The sequence below is a fragment of the Paracoccus sp. PAMC 22219 genome (assembly GCF_000787695.1).
GTDB lineage: Bacteria > Pseudomonadota > Alphaproteobacteria > Rhodobacterales > Rhodobacteraceae > Paracoccus.
The window spans coordinates 1-19,986 of sequence record NZ_BBPH01000084.1; the positions used below are offsets into that span (position 1 = coordinate 1).

The 19,986-nt window shown below is 68.8% G+C and carries 19 protein-coding genes and 1 pseudogene; 10 read left to right on the forward strand and 10 right to left on the reverse strand.

The genetic code is table 11. The features are described 5' to 3' along the window. Positions 1-1,139 (forward strand): ABC transporter permease (locus TY51_RS10195; protein WP_042249181.1); only part of this gene is annotated, 1,139 nt, incomplete at its 5' end. Here TY51_RS10195 and TY51_RS10200 read toward each other — a convergent pair. The 10 genes and pseudogenes from TY51_RS10200 to TY51_RS10245 all read right to left on the reverse strand — a co-directional run bounded on the left by TY51_RS10200 (position 1,136) and on the right by TY51_RS10245 (position 11,064). Then, on the reverse strand, positions 1,136-2,257 hold the full coding sequence (locus TY51_RS10200; protein WP_042249184.1) for an AI-2E family transporter: 1,122 nt from the start codon (positions 2,255-2,257) through the stop codon (positions 1,136-1,138). The genes TY51_RS10195 and TY51_RS10200 overlap by 4 nt on opposite strands. Continuing rightward, on the reverse strand, positions 2,254-2,622 hold the full coding sequence (mnhG, locus tag TY51_RS10205) for a monovalent cation/H(+) antiporter subunit G (RefSeq protein ID WP_042249187.1): 369 nt from the start codon (positions 2,620-2,622) through the stop codon (positions 2,254-2,256). The genes TY51_RS10200 and mnhG overlap by 4 nt, the downstream gene beginning before the upstream one ends. Then, entirely contained in the window at positions 2,619-2,900 is a 282-nt protein-coding gene (locus TY51_RS10210) for a K+/H+ antiporter subunit F (protein ID WP_042249189.1), read from the reverse strand. Before TY51_RS10210 ends, mnhG begins: the two co-directional genes overlap by 4 nt. Then, a complete protein-coding gene (locus TY51_RS10215; RefSeq protein ID WP_231558998.1) occupies positions 2,897-3,385 on the reverse strand; it encodes a Na+/H+ antiporter subunit E in 489 nt (162 codons plus the stop codon). The genes TY51_RS10210 and TY51_RS10215 overlap by 4 nt, the downstream gene beginning before the upstream one ends. Beyond that, positions 3,382-5,019, reverse strand: coding sequence for a monovalent cation/H+ antiporter subunit D (locus TY51_RS10220; protein ID WP_042249191.1), 1,638 nt, complete (start codon positions 5,017-5,019; stop codon positions 3,382-3,384). Before TY51_RS10220 ends, TY51_RS10215 begins: the two co-directional genes overlap by 4 nt. Continuing rightward, positions 5,016-5,363 carry a Na+/H+ antiporter subunit C gene (locus TY51_RS10225; protein WP_042249193.1) on the reverse strand — a complete coding sequence of 116 codons (348 nt, stop codon included), beginning with the start codon at positions 5,361-5,363 and terminating at the stop codon, positions 5,016-5,018. Before TY51_RS10225 ends, TY51_RS10220 begins: the two co-directional genes overlap by 4 nt. Next, a pseudogene (locus TY51_RS10230) lies at positions 5,363-8,241 on the reverse strand (monovalent cation/H+ antiporter subunit A). Before TY51_RS10230 ends, TY51_RS10225 begins: the two are co-directional and overlap by 1 nt. 197 nt (positions 8,242-8,438) lie before the next feature. Beyond that, entirely contained in the window at positions 8,439-8,963 is a 525-nt protein-coding gene (locus TY51_RS10235) for a hypothetical protein (protein WP_042249196.1), read from the reverse strand. Between the two features lie 65 nt (positions 8,964-9,028). Further along, positions 9,029-10,390 (reverse strand): sensor histidine kinase, encoded by a 1,362-nt coding sequence (locus tag TY51_RS10240; RefSeq protein ID WP_042249198.1) that lies wholly within the window; start codon positions 10,388-10,390, stop codon positions 9,029-9,031. A 5-nt stretch (positions 10,391-10,395) separates the two neighbouring features. After that, a complete protein-coding gene (locus tag TY51_RS10245) occupies positions 10,396-11,064 on the reverse strand; it encodes a response regulator transcription factor (RefSeq protein WP_042249201.1) in 669 nt (222 codons plus the stop codon). Between the two features lie 99 nt (positions 11,065-11,163). On the opposite strand from TY51_RS10245, the gene TY51_RS10250 reads away from it, so the two are divergent. The 9 genes from TY51_RS10250 (at position 11,164) to TY51_RS10285 (ending at position 19,910) form a co-directional block, all read left to right on the forward strand. Then, positions 11,164-12,255 carry an ABC transporter substrate-binding protein gene (locus TY51_RS10250; RefSeq protein ID WP_156117973.1) on the forward strand — a complete coding sequence of 364 codons (1,092 nt, stop codon included), beginning with the start codon at positions 11,164-11,166 and terminating at the stop codon, positions 12,253-12,255. Positions 12,256-12,339: 84 nt separating this feature from the next. Further along, positions 12,340-13,284 carry a tripartite tricarboxylate transporter substrate binding protein gene (locus TY51_RS10255; RefSeq protein ID WP_042249203.1) on the forward strand — a complete coding sequence of 315 codons (945 nt, stop codon included), beginning with the start codon at positions 12,340-12,342 and terminating at the stop codon, positions 13,282-13,284. Beyond that, positions 13,281-13,769, forward strand: a complete 489-nt coding sequence (locus tag TY51_RS10260) for a tripartite tricarboxylate transporter TctB family protein (protein WP_042249207.1) — start codon at positions 13,281-13,283, stop codon at positions 13,767-13,769. The genes TY51_RS10255 and TY51_RS10260 overlap by 4 nt, the downstream gene beginning before the upstream one ends. A gap of 4 nt (positions 13,770-13,773) precedes the next feature. After that, on the forward strand, positions 13,774-15,291 hold the full coding sequence (locus tag TY51_RS10265; protein ID WP_042249209.1) for a tripartite tricarboxylate transporter permease: 1,518 nt from the start codon (positions 13,774-13,776) through the stop codon (positions 15,289-15,291). Positions 15,292-15,426: 135 nt separating this feature from the next. Next, entirely contained in the window at positions 15,427-15,588 is a 162-nt protein-coding gene (locus TY51_RS22665; protein ID WP_197054716.1) for a hypothetical protein, read from the forward strand. 195 nt (positions 15,589-15,783) lie between these two features. Beyond that, positions 15,784-17,058 (forward strand): hemolysin family protein, encoded by a 1,275-nt coding sequence (locus TY51_RS10270; protein WP_042249212.1) that lies wholly within the window; start codon positions 15,784-15,786, stop codon positions 17,056-17,058. A gap of 17 nt (positions 17,059-17,075) precedes the next feature. Next, the gene (locus TY51_RS10275; RefSeq protein ID WP_042249215.1) at positions 17,076-17,456 is read left to right on the forward strand and encodes a hypothetical protein; all 381 of its coding nucleotides are present in this window, start codon (positions 17,076-17,078) and stop codon (positions 17,454-17,456) included. 57 nt (positions 17,457-17,513) lie between these two features. Beyond that, positions 17,514-17,702: a hypothetical protein gene (locus TY51_RS10280; RefSeq protein WP_042249218.1), complete on the forward strand. Its 189-nt coding sequence runs from the start codon at positions 17,514-17,516 to the stop codon at positions 17,700-17,702. 177 nt (positions 17,703-17,879) lie between these two features. Further along, positions 17,880-19,910, forward strand: coding sequence for a Hint domain-containing protein (locus tag TY51_RS10285; protein ID WP_042249221.1), 2,031 nt, complete (start codon positions 17,880-17,882; stop codon positions 19,908-19,910). Positions 19,911-19,986 lie beyond the last annotated feature (76 nt).

The following is a 19,986-nucleotide window of genomic DNA, read 5'->3' on the forward strand; positions in this document are numbered from 1 at the left end:
GGCCCGCGTTGCGGCTGGCCTTGGCGGCCATCGGCGGGCCGCGGACCGAGGCGCTGTCGGTGATCCTGTCCCTGGGTCTTGGCCTGACGGTGCTGGCGGCGGTGGGGCAGGTGTCGTCGAACCTGCGTCAGGCCATCGCGACCGAACTGCCCGAACGGGCGCCCAGCTATTTCTTTCTGGACATCCAGCCCGATCAGCTGGACCCGTTCCTGACCCGCTTGCGGGACGATCCGTTGGTGGGCGACGTCCAGACCGCGCCGATGCTGCGCGGCATCGTCACCGGTCTGAACGGCCGCCCCGCGCGAGATGTCGCGGGCGATCACTGGGTGCTGCGCGGCGACCGGGGCATCACCTATGCCGCCACCCCGCCGCCCGGTACGCAGATCACCCGCGGCGAATGGTGGCCCGAGGATTATGCAGGCCCCCCGCTGGTCAGCCTGTCCGACGAGATCGCGACAGAGATCGGCCTGGACCTGGGCGACACGGTCACCGTCAACATCCTGGGCCGCGACATCACCGCGACCATCGCCAACCTGCGCGTGGTCGATTTCAGCGATGCGGGCATCGGTTTCGTCATGGCACTGAACTCCACCGCGCTGGCGGGGGCGCCGCACACCCATATCGCCACCGTCCACGCCGATCCGGCGGCCGAGGCGCAGATTCTGCGCGATCTGGGCAACCGTTTCCCGAACATCACCGCCGTCCCCGTGGCCGAGGCGATCGCGCGCGCGTCCGACGCGCTGGCGGGGATCGCGGCGGCGGTGGCCTGGGCCGCGGGGGCCACGCTGGTCACGGGGTTCGTCGTGCTGATCGGGGCGGCAGCGGCGGGCGAACGGGCGCGCGTGTACGAGGCCGCGGTCCTCAAGACGCTTGGCGCGTCGCGGGCGCTGATCCTGGGCAGCTTCGCCTTGCGGTCGGCGCTGATGGGGGCCGCGGCGGGGCTGGTCGCGCTGTTGGGCGGCGGGCTGGCGGGCTGGGCGGTCAGCCGGTTCGTGATGGACGTGCCCTATCGGTTCGACCTGGGTTCCGCCCTGCCCATCGTGGCGGGCGGCATCCTGGCCACCGTCGTCGCGGGTCTGGCCTTTGCGTGGCGCCCGCTGGCCGCGCGACCCGCGCAGGTCCTGCGGGCGCAGGACTAGGGGTCGACGGGACCGGGGGCGGGAACGGTGGGCAGCGACACGTCGCGCTGCCATTCCCGCCAGATCGACATCAAGAGCGCCATCAGCACCGGGCCCACGAACAGGCCCACCAGGCCCATCGTCTTGATCCCGCCGATCAACCCGAAGAACGTCGCCAGGAACGGCAGCTTGACCGGGCCGCCGATCAGTACGGGGCGGATGGTCTTGTCGACGACGAACAGTTCGACCGTGCCCCAGACGAACAGCGCCGCCCCCGCGACCGGCGATCCGCTGAACACCAGATAGGCCGAGATCAGCGTGAAGGACAGCGGCGCCCCGCCCGGGATCAGTGCCATGAACCCGGTCACGACACCGAAGAACACCGGCGACGGCACCCCCGCCAGCCAATAGGCGGTGCCCAGGATCACCCCTTCGCCGATGGCGATCAGGGTCATGCCGGTGACCGTGGCGCTGATCGTGGCGGGGACCACGCGCGACATGTGCGACCAGCGTCCCGGCAGGATGCGCGCGCCCACGCGGTCCAGCTGGGCCACGATGCGTTCGCCGTCGCGATAGAACACGAACAGCGCGATCAGCGTGAACAGCAGGTTCAGCATGACGTGGAACGCGGTTGATCCCGCCGTCAGGATGCCGCGATAGACGGAATAGATGTTTGACCCTGTGACCGCCTGGACCAGCTGGCTGATCGCGCCGGGCTGGCCGATATAGGTGCCCCATTGCTGGTCCAGCCACGGCCCCACGCGGGGAATGTCGGCGATCCAGGGGGGCGTGGCCTCGCCCATGGCGTTCACGTTGCCCGCCCACAGGATCCAGACGCGCAGTTCGGCCGCCGCATAGGTCAGCGCCATCAGCAGCGGCACGACTAGGATGCACAGGATCGCCAGCACAAGCAGCGTCGCGGCCCAGGTCGGGCCGGTCCGTTGCGCGATGCGTTCGCGGATGCGCCAGCTGGCCACGCAGATGATCGTCGCGGCCAGGACCGGGATCAGGAAGCCGTGAAAGAAATAGATCGATGCCGCAAGAATCGCCAGCAGCAGCCACCGCGCCGCCGACAGGTCGGTGACCAGCGGGCGCGGCGCAGGGCGCGGCGCGACGTTGCGGTCGGGGATCTGGGTCATTCGTCTTTACCCGGTCCGTCGTCGCGGTCTGGGGCCGGGGGCAGCTTGCCCTCGGCCCGGTCGCGGTGCAGGGCGGCGCGGCCCAGCAGCATCAGCGTGACGGGAACCGTGGTCATGATCCCCAGGCCCACCATCAGTTCGTGCAGGATCGGGCGTCCCTGCTGAAAGCTGGCCAGCAGGGCGGATGCCAGGATCACCCCGCCCGTGCCCCAGCTGGAGGCCAGGGTCGGCGCGTGCAGCCGGTCGTAAAAGCTGTCCAGCCGCAAGAACCCCCAGGCCCCGATCAGGGTCAGCGTCGAGCCCAGCATCACCAGCCCCGCCACCGGCAGGGCCAGCCACAGGGGAACATCGTCAAGCGGGCTCATTCGATCACTTCTCCTCGGAACAGGAACTTGGCCAGCGCGATGGAGGCTACGAACCCCATCACGGCGATGACCATCGCGGCTTCGAACAGGTACAGTGATCCAAGCCGCATCCCGGTGACAAGGAACAGCAGCATCACCGCGATGTACAGCGTGTCAAGGGCCAGCACCCTGTCCTGGGCGCGCGGCCCGCGCAGGATGCGCACGCCCGCCAGGCAGCCCGCCAGCCCCAGGACGACCTGGGCATAGCCGATGGCGAATGTCAGGATCGTGCCGCTCATTCAAAGATCTCCTGCAGCATGGGCTCATACACGTCGCGGATGACACCCAGGTAATGGTCGGTCTCTGCCCCGTCGAAGACATGCAGGACAAGCGACTGGCGGTCGTGGGAATATTCGATCCAGGCGGTCCCCGGCGTGGCGGTCAGGATGATCGCCAGCACCGCAAGCCCCGTCGGGCTGCGCAGTTGTAGCGGCACCTCCAGGAACGCCGACCGGCGGTCTGACCGCCCTTCGGTCAGGATCAGCCGGGCCACGCGGATGTTCGACCGGACGATGTCGCCGAACAGCGTGGCGATCAGCCGCGGCACCACGCGCCAGTTGCGCGGCGTGGCCCGTTCGGGATGCAGCGACGACATCGCCCACCCCGCCAGCAACGCCAGCGCGCCCCCCAGCAGCAGGTGACCAAGCGAGAACCGCGTCATCACCATCCACAGGATCGTCAGCAGGCCGGACTGAACGGGATAGGGTACAAGCCGGGTCATCATCGGTCATCCTCGGGGGGGGTCGGCTGTTCATCGGCGCGGGGGGCTGCCAGCACGCCCTGGGCATAGCGCGAGGTCTGGTGCAGCGCCTGCGCCGTGCGGTCGGTATAGCGCAGCACCGCCTCTGATTCGATGCTGATGACGGCCAGCACTGCAATCAGGGCCATGATCGGGGCGATCTCCATCGCCATGACGGGGGAATCGCGGTCGTCATTGGCCCAGAAGGTCTGGATGCCGATCCGTGCCAGCCCGATCAGCGTGGCGAAACCCGACACCAGCAGCAGGGCGACAAAGCTCCAGCTCAGCCAGGGGCTGGTGGCGGCGGTGTCGAACACGCCCTGGATCATCGTCAGCTTGCCGATGAAGCCGGGCATCGGCGGCAGCCCCGCCAGCGCCAGAAGGCACAGCGCAAAGCATGCCGCCAGCAGGGCCGGACCCGCGGCGATGGCGGGGCCGTCGGGGCCCTCGTCCTCGACCGGCGGGTTGGCCTTGGCGCCATAGATTTCGGCCGTCAGGGCCAGCATCGCGGCGATGCCGCCGTCGTCGCGCGACATCGGTTCGACCATCAGGAACAGCGCGCCGGCGGCCAGCGTCGATGCGACCATGTAATGCAGGGCGCCCGCCAGCATCCATTCGCCGCCCCCCGCCAGCGCCAGCCCGATCACGGCCAGCATCGTGCCCGACGACAGGATCACCGCATGCGCCGCGATCCGCCCCAGGCTTTGCGACGCCAGCACGCCCAGCACGCCAAAGACCACAGTGGCCATGCCCAGCCCGATCAGCAGGCCCGCGCCCAGACCCGCCGATGCGCCGGACCCCGCCGCGAACAACAGCATCGTCAGGCGCAGGATCACATAGATGCCGACCTTGGTCATGATCGCGAACATCGCGCCCACCGGTGCGGCGGCGGCCATGTAGGCGTTGGGCAGCCAGAAGGACAGAGGCCAGATGCCCGCCTTGACCAGAAAGGCCACCCCCATCAGCGCCAGCCCCATCTGCAGCAGGGGCCGGTTGGCGGCGTCGATGTCGGGCATCATGCTGGCCAGATGCGCCATGTTCAGCGTGCCGGTCACGCCATAGATCAGGCTGATCCCTAGCAGCAGCAGCAGCGAGGCCGCCAGGTTGATCGCAATGTAATGCAGGCCCGCGCGGACCCGCACCTGCCCCGACCCGTGCAGCAGCAGGCCATAGGACGCGGCCAGCAGCACCTCGAAGAACACGAACAGGTTGAACAGATCACCGGTCAGGAACGCGCCGTTCAGGCCCACCAGCAGGAACTGGAACAGCGAGAAGTAATGCTGCCCCTGCCGGTGCCAGGACGCGCGCGCATAGACCAGCGACGCCAGCGCCAGCACCGATGTCAGCAACAGCATCATCGCCGCCAGGTGGTCCAGCACCAGCACGATCGCCATCGGCGCGGCCCAGTCCCCCAGCAGGTAAAAGCCGATGTTCTCCGCCCCTTCGGCGGCCCCCGCCTTGGCGCGCAGCAGCAGGGCGACCGCCACCACCAGCGTCAGCGCGGTCGACATCAGGCTGAGCCAGAATTTCGCCGCCCGCTGGCGGTCGTCATAGAGCAGCATCAGCGCGCCCGCGACAAAGGGGATCAGGATCGGGGCGATGATCAGGTGCTGGCTCATGGCTGCTCTCTTTCGCGGCCATCGACATGGTCGGTGCCGGTGAACCCGCGCGAGGCGATCATGACGACCAGGAACAGCGCCGTCGTGGCAAAGCTGATGACGATGGCGGTCAGGACCAGCGCCTGCGGCAGCGGGTCCGCATAGCGGGTCGGGTCGACGAAGCCTCCCTTGGGCATGATCGCGGGTGCCGACAGCGTCAGGCGGCCCATGGAAAAGATGAACAGGTTCACGGCATAGGACAGCAGGCACAGGCCCACGATGACCTGGAAGCTGCGCGGGCGCAGGATCAGCCAGATGCCCGATGCCGACAGCACGCCGATGGCCAGGGACAGTACGATCTCCATCAGCGGATCTCCTTTGCGGCGGGGGCGGCGTCGTCCTGTTCGCGCAGGCGGGCGGCGCGCAGCGACTGGTGGGCGATGGCGATCAGCATCAGCACGGTCGCGCCCACGACCAGCGCGAACACCCCCAGGTCGAACAGCATCGCGGTGGCCGCCGGCACGTCGCCGATCAGCGGGATGGAGACATAGCGCGCATGGGCCGACAGGAACGGATAGCCGAAGATCCACGACCCCATCCCGGTGCCCGCCGCGATCAGCAGGCCGATGCCCATCCAGCGGATCGGCAGGATGGTCAGCCGCGCCTCGACCCAACGGACATTGGTGGCCAGGTATTGCAGCAGGAATGCAATGGCCATGGTCACGCCCGCGGCAAAGCCCCCGCCCGGCAGGTCATGGCCGCGGAAGAAGAAATAGGCCGCGACCATGATCAGCACCGGGAACATCCACAGCATGATGACCGACGGCACCATCAGGTAATCGTCCAGCGCCTGCTGGCTGGTGGCCTGCTGCTGGTTGGGTTGGTCGACGCTTTCGGGGGCGGGGCGGAACCGGCGCAGCAGCGAATAGACGGTCAGCCCCACGATCGCCAGAACGGCGATTTCGCCGAAGGTGTCGAACGCGCGGAAATCGACCAGAATGACGTTCACGACATTGGTGCCGCCGCCTTCGTAATAGGCGTTGGCCAGGAACCAGTCGCCCACGTTCGGGACCAGCGGCCGGGTCATTACCGAATGCGCGACCAGCGCGATGCCCGACCCGCCCGCGACGGCCATTACCAGGTCGCGGATCCTGCGCCTGCGGGCGGATGCCAGGTTGTCCTCGGGCAGACCCGCCCGGCGTTGGGGCAGCCAGCGCAGGCCCAGCAGCAGCAGGACCGTGGTCACCACCTCGACCAGCAGCTGGGTAACGGCCAGGTCGGGGGCGGACAGCCAGGCGAAGGTCAGGCAGGTCACCAGACCCGCACCGCCCAGCATCGCCAGGGCGGCAAAGCGGTGGTACTTGGCCTGCCACGCGGCACCCACCGCGCAGGCCCCGCCGATCAGCCACATCAGCGCGAATGCCGGGCTGAAATCGGTCACCCGCGCGGGCGGCGCCCAAGGGAAGCGCGCGCCGATGGCCGCGATGGCCAGCACCAGCGACAGCGCGACCAGCAGGCGCAGCTGCGGCTGCAGACGTTCGGTCGCCAGCCGTCCAAGCGCGCGGCGGGGCAGGACCCATGTCCCCTTCAGCATCACGCGGTCAAAGACCCGCTGTCCGCGCAGGCGGTGCAGCAGGGGCGGGCCTCGGGGCCCAGGGGAATGCGGGTCCGGGTCATCGCATGGATCAGCGCGCCCACCCCGAACGAGATCAGGCTGAGCATCAGCGCCGCGTTGACCCCGTGCCAGATGGCGATGTCGTAATAGGGCACGTCCTGTCCCAGCACGGCGCGGGCGGCCACGTTGATCACCGGGCCGATGACCAGCGCCGGCAGGATACCCACCGCCAGGCACACCCCGACCAGCAGGCTGACGGGCAGGCGCAGCAGGGCCGGCGCCTCGGACACGCGGTCCTTGAGCGCGTCTGGGATAGGGCCGAAGAATACCGACGCGATGAAGCGGATCGCATAGGCCGCCGAAAACGCGCTGGCCACGACCGCCAGATAGGGCAGGCTGTCATCCAGCCAGGTGCCGTTGTGCCAGGCGACGGCCTCGGCCAGGAACATCTCCTTGGAGAGGAACCCGTTCAGCAGCGGCACGCCCGCCATCGCCGCGGATGCGGTGATCGCCAGCGCGCCGGTAAAGGGCATCAGGCGGAACAGGCCGCCCAGCTTGCGCATGTCGCGGGTGCCGGTCTGGTGGTCGATGATGCCCGCGGTCATGAACAGCGACGCCTTGAAGACCGCATGGTTGCAGATGTGAAAGATCGCGGCCAGGATCGCGCCCTGGCTGCCGATGCCCGCCAGCGCGGTGATCAGGCCCAGGTGGCTGATCGTGGAATAGGCCAGCAGACCCTTCAGGTCGTGGCGGAACAGCGCGATCACCCCGCCGGTCAGGAAGGTGGCCATGCCGATGCCGGTCACGGCCAGGAACCACGCCTCGGTCCCGCCCAGCACGGGCGAAAAGCGGATCAGCAGGAACACCCCGGCCTTGACCATCGTGGCGCTGTGCAGGAAGGCCGACACGGGTGTCGGCGCCGACATCGCGCCGGGCAGCCAGAAATGGAACGGCACCTGCGCCGACTTGGTGAACGCGCCCAGCAGGAACAGCGCCAGGATCGCACCATACAGCGGGTGGTCGCGCACCTGCGGCCCAGCGGCCAGCACCACGTCCAGATCGTGGCTACCCACGACATGGCCCAGCATCAGCATCGCCAGCAGCAGGCACAGCCCGCCCATCGCGGTGATCAACAGCGCGGTGCGCGCCCCGTCGCGGGCCGCCTGGCCCTGATGCCAGAACCCGATCAGCAGGAAGGACACGACGGATGTCAGCTCCCAGAACACCACCAGCATCAGGATGTTGCCGGACAGAAGGATGCCCTGCATCGCGCCGGTGAATGCCATCATCAGCGCGAAGAACCGCGGCAGGCGGTCCTTGCCGGCCATGTAGACATGCGCATAGACGACGACCAGCAGGCCGATGGCCATGACCAGCGTCGCGAACATCCAGGCGAACCCGTCCATCCGCAGCGACAGCGACAGCCCCGCCGACGGCACCCAATCGACGGATGCGCGCAGCACGTCGCCCGACATCACGGGTCCGGCCAGCCCGGCCAGCAGTGCGATCCCGGCCAGCATCGCGACGCCCGCCAGAATACCCGCCGCACGGCCCGACACGCTGATCAGCAGAAGCGACGCCAGAAACGGCAGGACCGCCAGCAGCACAAGAAGGTTCTGCTGCGCGATGGCGGTGGTGCTGGTCATCAAGGGTGGTCCTCTGGTTGGGCAGGGTCAGGTGACGGCATGACCCCCCGTCGGGGATCATGCCGGGGCCGCGTGACAGCGGCAAGGCGCTGGCTAGCCGGCAAGCCCGGCAGCAAGCGCGCCCAGCAGCATGGTGCCGGCGACAAGGGTCATGATGACGTATTTCACGGTCGGTGAGGTCATGGTGAGGATCTTTTCATCCATGCCGGTCCCGTGGCGTTCGTGACGCGGACGGGCGGCGGTCCTTTGGTGACGCCCCGGCCTGCACGGCAGGTGCCGGGGGCGGGCGGAACGGGGCCGTCGGACCAGACAGCCGTGGCTGCCGGTCGCGGCGCATCACGCCAAGGGGGACCGCGCGCGCGGGCAGGGCGGGTCTTGTCCTGCGCCAGGGGCACCGTGGTATCGGTCGCGGCGATCAGCGACGCCGTCTGCGCCGGGGCCGGACCCGTCGTGGCGCGAAACCAGGGATCGGCATCGGGCAGCGGCGATTTCGCCAGCGGGCCCGGATGCGCCTTGGAGGACAGGACGGCGACCTGGGCGGGGCTGTCGGAATACAGCCGCTGTTCCTCGGTCAGGCGCAGGAATTGCGGCCCCAGCTCGACCGAGGCAGGTGCGGTGGCCCCGTACAGCGAAAGCTGCACGATGCTGGCCATCAGGACCAGGACGCGCATGATGCGCGCCAAGGGGATCCGCTGTTCGTCCATGGCGCGGATATTGCAGACGGGGCCGGGGCGATGCAAGGCCGGGCGGGCGCAAGACGCGCGGTTTGTCACGCGACGGGCACGTGCAGCTCGGCCCGCAGGCCGCGCCCGTCCGCGCCCGCGCGCAGCCGCAGCGTGCCGCCGAACAGCTGCGCGATCTCTGTCACGATGGACAGGCCCAGGCCGCTGCCGCCCGGTCGCGCCTCGGCCGACGCGCCGCGGGTAAAGCGCGATGTCAGCTGGTCCATCGCCGGGGCCGCGATGCCGGGGCCGTCATCCTCGACCGAGATCACCGCGACGCCGTCCTGCGGCTGCACGCGGACCGTGACCTCGGCCCCCTGGCCGGCATAGGCCAGCGCATTGTCGATCAGGTTCTTCAGCGCCTCGGCCAGCAGGACGGGTTCGGCGCGGATGGTCACGGGCTGTCCGTCGTATCCCAGGTCGATCCCGGCACCGGCGGCGCGCGGAATCATCTCTCCGGTCAGATCGCGGGCCAGTTCGTGGGCGTCCAGCGGCGCGACCATCGGATGGCCAGCCGCCGCATCGACGCGCGCCAGCAGCAGCAGTTGCGCCAGGATGCGTTCGGCATCGGCCAGCGCCGCGTCGCCCTTGGCCACTGCCGATTGCGTGGCCTGCGTGTCACCTGCCCGCTGCGCCAGCGTCAGCTGGGTGCGGATCACCGCCAGGGGCGTGCGCAGCTGATGGCTTGCGTTGCCGGTGAAGTTGCGCAGCGCCGACAGCGCCGTGTCCAGCCGCGCCATGAACGAATTCATCGCCTCGACCAGGCCCTGGACCTCTTGCGGGACATCGGCGGGCAGGGGGGACAGGTCGTCCGCGCGCCGCGCGCTGATCGCATCGCCCAGCCTGTTCAGCGGACGCAGCGCCAGCGGCACCGCGATCCAGATGATCGCCGCCGCCCCGCAGATCATCAGCGCCAGCCTGGCGGCCGACCGCAGCAGGATCGCCTGCGACAGCTGGTTCCGCGCCAGCTTGGATTCCGCGACCGTCACCCGGAAGGGGATCGATTCGATGCCCGTCGACACGGTGCGGGCCAGCGTGATGACCCGGATCGGTGCGCCCGCGAAATCGGCATCCGCATAGCCCGCGCCGTCCGCGCCCGGTTCGGCCAGCGGCAGGTCCGCGTATCCGGTCATGAACCCGCCCGGCCCGTCCACGCGATAGAACACGCTGTCCTGCGCGGTCGAGGTCAGCATCTCCAGCGCGGAGTAGGGGATGTCGGCCTGCAAGGCCGCGCCGTCCCCCACCGTCACCCGTTCGGCGATGGCCAGCGCCGATCCGGCCAGCACGCGGTCGGACACGGCACGGGCGGTGGACACGGCCTCGGACCAGGTGTCGGCCAGGGCCAGCGTGCCCAGGGCCGCCGTGGCCGCCAGCAGCCAGGCCAGCAGGCGGCGGCGCAGCGATCCCATCGCCCCTACACGCCCTTGTCGATGTAATAGCCGATGCCCCGCGCGGTGCGCAGATGCACCCCGTGGGGCGCCAGCCTGCGGCGCAGGCGGCTGGCATATTGTTCGATCGCATTGTCCGACAGCGTGTCCTCCAGCGAGGTCATGGATTGCATGATGGTCTCCTTGGGAACGACCTTGCCGGCGCGCATGAACAGCAGTTCCAGCAGCGCATGTTCGCGGGCGGGCAGGTCCATCGGCTGCCCCTCGGCCAGGAAGCGTCGGGCGGTCAGGTCCAGCATGACGCCGCCGATCGTCACCTCGGCCGCGCGCAGGCCCGCCTGGCGGCGCAGCAGGGACCGGACGCGGGCCTCGAACTCGGTGATCTCGAACGGCTTGACCATATAGTCGTCGGCGCCCAGGTCCAGGCCGCGGACGCGTTCCTCAGGGGTGCCGCGGGCGGTCAGGATCATCACCGCGGCCGGGTCGCGGCGGGTGCGCATGCGTTTCAGCACCTCCAGCCCGTCCATCTGCGGCAGGTTCAGGTCCAGGATCACCAGGTCGAACCGTTCCGCCGCGATCAGCGCCTCGGCCGAGGCGCCATCGTCGACGTGATCGACCGCGTGCCCGGCCCCGGCCAGCAGCTGCACCAGCCCGTCGGCCAGCGCCGCGTTGTCCTCGACCAGCAGAATGCGCATTGACCGTCCCCCCAGCGCCGATCTTAGGGCGGCGCGGGCCGGGCAGGCAAGGGCGCGCGGGCCGCTTGTCCGGCGGGGCGGGGGGTGCCACGATGCGCCATGCTGCCGCGCATGATTCCCCGCCTGTTGCGCCTTGCGCTGATCCTGACGGTCGCGGCAGGGGCCGCGCGCGCGGACACCGTGCGCTTTCCCGCGCCGTCCGGAGCGCAGGACCAGCCGCTGCGCCTCTACATGTCGCTGGACGAGGATCTGGCCCGCCCCCTGATCGAGGGGTTCCAGGCGCTGAACCCCGATATTGCCGTCGAATATCAGGACCTGCTGACCGGCCAGATCTTTTCGCGCATCACCGATGAGACGGATGCGGGCACCACCACGGCGGATCTGGCGTTCTCGTCGGCGATGGACCTGCAGATCAAGCTGGCCAATGACGGTTATGCGCAGGCGGTGCCCACCCCGTCATCCGAGGACTGGCCCCGATGGGCGAACTGGCGCGACACCGCCTATGCCATCACGTTCGAGCCCGCGGTCCTTGTCTATCACAAGCCCAGCTTCCGCGACCGCCAGCCGCCCGCGACCCGGTTCGAGCTGCTGGACTGGCTGGACCATGGCGGGGCGGCGGTGCAGGGGCGCATCGGCACCTATGACATCGCGCTGTCGGGAGTGGGCTATCTGTTCCTGGCCCGCGACCAGGAGCATTTCTTTGACATCTGGAACCTGGGGCAGGCGATGGGCCGCGCGGGCGTCCAGCAATTCGCGACCTCGCGCGAGATCCTGGAGCGGGTGGCCGACGGGCGGCTGGCGGTGGGATACAACATCCTCGGCTCCTATGCCGCGGACTGGGCGCGGCAGGAGCCGGACGTGGGCCTGCTGCTGCCGCGCGATTTCACCGTGGTCGTGTCGCGCGTGGCGCTGGTGCCGCGCGCGGCGGCGCGGCCGGACCTCGGCGCGGCCTTTCTGGCCTTCCTAATGTCGCGCGAGGGGCAGACCATCCTGGCCGAGGAACTGCGCCTGCCCGCCGTCAGCCTGGAGGTGTCGTCGGGCGCGGGCGGCATGCCCCCGGCGCTTGGCGCGCAGCTGCGCCCGGTGGCGATCAGCCCCGGCCTGCTGGCCTATCTGGACCAGTCGCGCCGCGCCCGCCTGATCGCGCGCTGGCAGCAGGCGCTGTCCCCGCCGGACCTGCCCACCGAATAATCACGCCGATGTCAGCTTTGCGTCAGGTTGGCGTGTCAGGATGCCCGTCGCCGGGTGGAGGCCCGGCCAATGGGGAGGACTATCTTGAAACACGCGATTCTTGCGGGCCTGTTCACCGCGGCGCTGGCCGTTCCGGCGCTGGCCAACGATTACACCATCCTGGCGCCTGCCGCACCCGGCGGCGGCTGGGACCAGACCGCCCGCACCATGCAGGAAGTCCTGCAGGCCGAGGGCATCTCTGATTCCGTGCAGGTCCAGAACGTTCCGGGCGCAGGCGGCACCGTGGGTCTGGCGCAGTTCGCGTCCTCGACCTCCGGGCAGGCGGATCAGCTGATCGTGGGCGGCTATGTCATGGTCGGCGCGATCCTGACCAACGCCTCGCCCGTGTCGCTGGCCGACGTGACGCCCATCGCCCGCCTGACCGGCGAATACGAGGCGATCGTGGTGCCCACCGCGTCCGAGATCACGGACATCAACCAGCTGGTCGAGATGCTGAAGGCCGATCCCGGTTCGGTCAGCTGGGCCGGCGGTTCGGCGGGCGGCGCCGACCACATCGCGGTGGGCCTGCTGGCCAACGCCGCCGAGGTCGACCCGACCGCCATCAACTACATCGCCTATTCGGGCGGCGGCGAGGCGCTGGCCGCGATCCTGGGCAACCAGGTGACGGCGGGCATCTCCAGCCTTGGCGAGTTCAAGCCGCAGGCCGATGCCGGCACGCTGCGCATTCTGGCCGTCACCTCCGATGAGCGGATCGAGGGCGTCGATGCCCCGACCCTGACCGAGGCCGGTCTGGACGTCGTGCTGCAGAACTGGCGCATGGTCGCCGCCCCCGCCGGTCTGTCCCCCGAGGACGAGGCCGCGATTGCCGCCGACATCGAGACGATGGCGAAATCGGCCGCCTGGCAGGAAGCGCTGGTCACCAAGGGCTGGGCCGACACCTATCTGGCAGGCGACGCGTTCCGCGCCCAGCTGGACGAGGATGTCACCACGACCGCATCGGTCCTCAAGGACATCGGGCTGGTCGAATGACGACTGCCCCGGACACGAGACGCCGCCCCGACGGGGCGGCGCTGACCGTGGCGGCCGTGCTGGCGCTGATCGCGGTCATCATCTTCCGCGACGTGGCCACGCTGCCGCAGAACCGGGGCTATTCCGGCGTCGGCCCTGCCGACGTGCCGCGCTGGATCGCATGGGCGCTGCTGGCGCTGTCCGCCTGGACGGTCGTCTCGGCGTTCCGCGATCCGCCGGCGGAACGCCCCGCCCAGGACCCCGCGCCCATCGCGTGGATCATCGGCGGCCTGGCGGCACAGCTGGCGCTGCTGAACGTGGCGGGGTTCGTCATCTCGACCGCGCTGCTGTTCGCGGCCACCGCGCGGGCCTTTGGCAAGCGCAACCTGGCGCTGACCCTGCCCATCGGGCTGATCTTCACCGGGACGATCTATCTGGTCTTTTCCCAGCTTTTGAACCTCAGCCTTCCGGCAGGTCCGCTGGAACGCCTGATCACGGGGGGCTAGGGGCATGGACACGTTCGGATACCTGTTCCAGGGCCTGATGGTCGCCACCGACCCGATGATCCTGATGTATGCGCTGATCGGCGTGACCGTGGGCACCGCCGTGGGCGTGCTGCCCGGCATCGGGCCGGCGCTGACCGTGGCGCTGCTGCTGCCCGTGACCTATGGCCTGGACCCGGCCGGGTCGCTGGTCATGTTCGCGGGCATCTACTACGGCGGCATGTATGGCGGCTCGACCACGTCGATCCTGCTGAACACGCCTGGCGAAAGCGCCTCCATCGTGACCGCGCTGGAGGGCAACAAGATGGCCCGCGCCGGACGCGGCGGGCCGGCACTGGCCACCGCCGCCATCGGGTCCTTTGTCGCGGGACTGATCGCCACGCTGCTGCTGGCCTTTGTCGCGCCGACCGTGGTCAAGCTGGCCCTGACCTTTGGGCCGCGCGAGTATTTCGCACTGATGGTGCTGGCCTTTGTCACCGTGTCGTCGGCCTTTGGCGACAGCGCGCGCAAGGGACTGATATCGCTGTTCATCGGCCTGGCGCTGGCCTTGGTCGGCATCGACCAGCTGACCGGCCAGGCGCGTCTTGATTTCGGCGTCCCGCAATTGCTGGACGGGATAGAGGTCACCACCCTGGCCGTGGCGCTGTTCGCCGTGGGCGAGGCGATGATCGTCGCCGCCAATCGCTATGGCGTGGCGGACAAGGTGACGGCGGTCAAGGGATCGGTCTGGATGACGCGCGAGGACTGGAAACGTTCGTGGAAGCCCTGGCTGCGCGGCACCTTCATCGGCTTTCCGATCGGCGCCATGCCGGCGGGCGGTGCCGACATCGCCACCTTCCTGTCCTATGCCGCCGAGAAACGCGCCGCCAAGCACCCCGAGGAGTTCGGTCACGGCGCCATCGAGGGCGTCGCCGGACCCGAGGCCGCGAACAACGCCAGCGCCGCGGGCACGCTGGTCCCGCTGCTGACGCTGGGCCTGCCCACGACGGCCACCGCGGCGATCATGCTGGCCGGGTTCCAGCAGTTCGGCCTGCAGCCCGGCCCGCTGCTGTTCGCGACCAACCCGGACCTGGTCTGGGGCCTGATCGCGTCGCTGCTGATCGCCAACGTCATGCTGGTGATCCTGAACCTGCCGCTGATCGGGCTGTGGGTGCGGCTGCTGACGATCCCGCGGCCGTGGCTGTATGCGGGCATCCTGTGCTTTGCGACGCTGGGCACGATCGGGGCCAACCCGTCGCCGATCGAGCTGTCGATGCTGCTTATCTTTGGCATCATGGGCTATCTGATGCGGCTTTACGGCTATCCCATCGCGCCGGTCGTCGTGGGCCTGATCCTTGGGCCGATGGCCGAACAGCAGCTGCGCCGCGCGCTGTCGATCAGCCAGGGCGATGTGATGACGCTGGTATCCACCCCGGTATCGGCAGGACTGATCGCGGTGGCGGCGTTCGCGCTGATCGTGCCGATGATCATGCGCGCCCGCGGCAAGGGCGAGGTCCTCAGCCAGATGGCATCGGACGAGGATTGACGACGACCCCCGGCCCGGTGACGGGCCGGGGTCATGCACCCGGCGCAAGGCTGGGTTTCCCAAATGCTGCGTTGCAGAAAGGGTGGTCGGACCCGATATCTCTCAAGTCACCTGATGACAGAAAGAGAGACCGAAATGACCACCCTGCGCAACGTATGGAACCGCATCCTGTCCGCCATGGACACGCTGGGCGCCAGCCTCGAGGCCGCCCGTGCCGTCCGGGCCCATCGTCGCCCCGCCGATGCCAGCCTCAAGCAGCTGGGCATCCGCCGCGAAAGCTTTCCGACGCATATCTGATCGCGGCCAAAGCCCGATCCGCCACCCGGCGCGCCGCCCCTTGCGGCGCGTCTTTGTGTTTGTGCAACACGGCGGCGGAAAACCGACGATTGCGTGAACGCCTGTGGAAAGGCGCTGGTCCGATGGTCCCCCATCGCTTATCCTGGCGGTCCAGGACGGCGATGACGCCGCCTTTCATCACCTGACGAAAGTCCCATGTTCCTCGAAATCGCCATCGTCCTGCTGTTGACCCTGTTCAACGGCGTTCTTGCCATGTCCGAACTTGCCATCGTGTCCGCCCGGCCCGCCCGGCTCAAGACCATGGCCCAACAGGGCAGCCGGGGGGCCGCGATCGCGCTGGACCTGGCAGCCGATCCGGGCCGTTTCCTGTCCAGCGTCCAGATCGGCATCACCTTGGTGGGTGTGCTGTCGGGCGCGTTTTCCGGCGCCACCTTGGGCGCGCGCCTGGCCGGCGCCTTGGTCGCCGGGGGCATGCAGCCCGCGCTGGCCCACACGCTGGCCGTCGGCGGCGTGGTCGTCGCCATCACCTATCTGTCGCTGATCGTCGGAGAGTTGGTCCCCAAGCAGATCGCCCTGCGCGCCCCCGAGGCCGTGGCCGCGCGCATCGCGCCGCTGATCCGGGCGATCTCGCGCATCGCGGCGCCGGTGGTCTGGGTTCTGGACCGGTCGGGACGCGTCCTGCTGGCCCTGCTGGGCCAGTCCGGCAAGGCCGAAAGCAGCATGTCCGACGAGGAGATCAAGGTGATGCTGGCCGAGGCGCACAGCGCAGGTGTCATCGCCCCGGCCGAGAACGAGATGATCGCCGGCGTCATGCGCATCGCCGACCGCACCGCGCGCGGCCTGATGACCCCGCGCCACGAGGTGCTGATCGCGGATGCTCAATCCACCCCCGACGAACTGGCGCATCTGTTCCGCACCGGCCACCGGTCGCGCATCCTGCTGCGGGACGGGGCCGACGACGACATCCTTGGCGTCATCCATGCGCGCGACCTGATCCGCCTGCAGGCCGACCCCGCTGCTGATCCGCGCACGCTGATCCAAACTGTGCCCGTCGTGCGCGACGGCCTGCCGGCGCTGAACGTGATCGAGCAGCTGAAATCATCGCCCGCCCACATGCTGCTGGTCTTTGACGAATACGGCCATTTCGAGGGCGTGATCACCGCCATGGACGTGCTGGAGGCCATCGCCGGCGATTTCCCCGACCCCGGAGTGGACGAGCCCAAGGCCGTGCAGCGCGACGACGGCAGCTGGCTGATCGCGGGCTGGATGCCGGTGGACGAGTTCTCGGCCCTGCTGGGCGTCCCGATACCCGAAGATCGGGACTATGAATCGGTGGCGGGGCTGGTCCTTGACCTTGCCGGCGTGCTGCCCGAGGTTGGGGCGCATGTCACCTTGTCGACGTGGAGGATCGAGGTCGTGGACCTTGACGGCCGCCGCATCGACAAGCTGCTGGTCGCACCCATCGACTGACGAAAGCCACGCACCGGATGTCTGTCGCGCCCATCTTCGCCCCACAAAACCGCGCCAGGGCGTTTGCCCTGCGCCTGTGGGCGATGGGCGCGGTCCTGCTGCTGATCGCGGCGGTGGCGCTGTCGCATCCGGCATGGTTGCGGCAGGTGCCGCATCTATCCGGCGACCGGTTGTCCGAGATCGGCCTGCCGGTGACGGTCGTGCTGACCGACCGACAGGGCGTGTTGGTCACCCCCGCGCCCGGAACGCTGGGGGGTCCGCGGCGATCACCCCGCCACCGCCGCGCGCACCCGGCAGGTTGGCCCTGCACCGGGCGCGCCGTGCCCGCCCGGTGCGGCCCCTGCGCCGCGCGTGCAGGCCCCGCGCGCCGCCCCTGTCCTGAGCCGATGACGATCTGAACGGACACCGCCCCCGGCGGGCGGTTCGTCGCGACCCTCATTCTTCAGGACACCCAGATGACAGATGTGAACCAAGACCGGGCGGCCATGCCCCCGGCATCCGACGACATCGACCTGCAAGCCGGTCGGGCCGAGGATTGGAGGACGGTGCAACCCCCGACGACACCCCACAACGTGCTGCTGCACTGGGCGATCTTCGCCGTGGGGTTCGGCGTGGTCATGGGCGGGCTGGTGCTGATCTATTGACCGGCGCGGCATGGCGCGGACGGCCGCGCCATGCCGCTGGCCTGTAGAAAAGGACAACTCTCAATTGGGCAGGGTTTTGGACTAAACCGACATAAGTGAACGCGCGCGAATCACCGGGCAGAAGCCCTCAGCGACATGCGGTGCGTGATGTAACCAGTGACATTGTGAGGACGTTCGATGGCCGCAGATTTTCCCGGAACTTCGGGTGACGACACGATCGTGGGCACCGGCGACGGCGACCTGGCTGCTGGCGGCGCCGGCAACGACATCATCCGCGGCATGGATGGCAATGACACCCTCGACGGCGGCCCCGGCAGCGACACGGTCGAGGGGGGCGAGGGCGCCGACAGCCTGCTGTGGAACGGATCGACCGAAGGCGGCGATCGCGACGTCTATATCGGCGGCGACGGGCATGTGCCGGTCTTCGACGGACCCTATGTCGTCGGCATGACGGGGTCCGAGAACTATACCTTCGACCCCTACAACCACAACGGCGGCGACACGCTTTCCCTGAACATGGGCAGCGATGCCGACATGACGGTCACCTACTCCTCGACCGAGGCGGGGACGGCCACCGATTCGAACGGCAATACCATCGAATTCCAGGGGATCGAGCGGGTGTTCCTGGGCGACGGCAATCACAGTGTCGATGCATCGAACGCCGACATCCTGTATGTCGACGGCCCGGACCACGAGGTCGGGATGCGCCTCTATTCCGGCAACGGCAACGACTCGATCATCGGCAGCGCTGGCACCGACTACATCCAGAGCGGCGGCGGCAACGACACCGTCCATGGCGGCGACGGTAATGACGTGATCGAGACCGGCGGCGGCGACGATTTCGCCTATGGCGAGGCCGGCGATGACGGTTTCCGGTGGGGCAACGGGGGCAGCGACGCCGCCATCGGGAACGACCTGTACGATGGCGGAGAGGGGTTCAACACCCTGAACGCCTGGCAATCGGCCCCCGCCGACGCGGACGGATCCGCAGAGGGCGTGCATGTGGTCCTGGACAGCTCGGCTTCGGGCGATATCGACGCCTTGGGCGGCGTGGACGGGCACCTGCGGTTCCTGAACATGGAGAACCTGCGCACCGGTGGCGGCAACGATGTCATCGACGGATCGGCGTCGGGCGTGAACGGATACCGCGTCTTTGCCGATGCGGGCGACGACAGGATCATCGGCAGTGACGGCAACGACACGCTGGAAGGCGGGTGGGGTGCCGACACGATCATCGGGGGCCTTGGCAACGACCAGATCTCGCTGAACGGCGACATCTTCGCAGCCGTCAGCCGCCCCGACGGCGAGGTCGACACGCTGGTTCTGGGCAACGGCTTTGGCCAAGACACGATCCGCGGTTTCGGTTTCGGGGACGAGCTGGACAGCGACGGCAACCCCGCCGCGGCGGATGTGCTGGATCTCAGCGGCCTGCAGGATGCCGATGGCAACCCGATCGACATGTCCGACGTCACGATCCGCTCTGATGTCGACCAGTACGGCAACAATTTCGCAGTGATCTCCTTCCCCAACGGCGAAGAGCTGTGGTTCCAGGGCGTCGATCCCGAAAGCCTGACCCCCGCGCGCCTGAATGGGATGGGCATCCCCTGTTTCTGCGCGGGCACGATGATCCGCACCCCCGGCGGCGACGTCGCGGTCGAGGATCTGCGCGTCGGTGACCTAGTCGAGACCCGCGACAACGGTGCCCGTCCGATCCGCTGGATCGGGGGGCGCGCGCTGGACCGCGTCGATCTGGCCATGGTTCCCAAGCTGCGCCCGATCCGCATTCGTGCGGGTGCGTTGGGGCAGGGGCTGCCAAGCCACGACCTGATGGTGTCCCCGCAGCACCGCGTGCTGGTCCGGTCCGCCATCGCGCAGCGCATGTTCGGCACGACCGAGGTTCTGGTCGCCGCGCGTCAGCTGACCTCGCTGGAAGGCATCGACGAGGTGGCGGTGGAATCGGTGGAATATTACCACATCCTGTTCGCCCGGCATGAGATCGTCTTTTCGAACGATGCCCAGACCGAGTCGCTGTATACCGGCCCGCAGGCGCTGAAGTCCCTGGGCCAGGCCGCACAGGACGAGATCTTTACGCTGTTCCCGGAACTGCGTGCCGGTCCGGCGGAACCCGCACGGCCCTTCGTTCCCGGCGGCAAGGGCCAGCAGATGGCGCAGCGCCATCGCCGCAACGGCAAGATGCTGGTCTGCTGACGCCAGCACCGTCGGCATTCCGATCCCGATAGACAGCAGCACGACCGAACCCGCTTTCGGTCGTGTTTGTTTATGT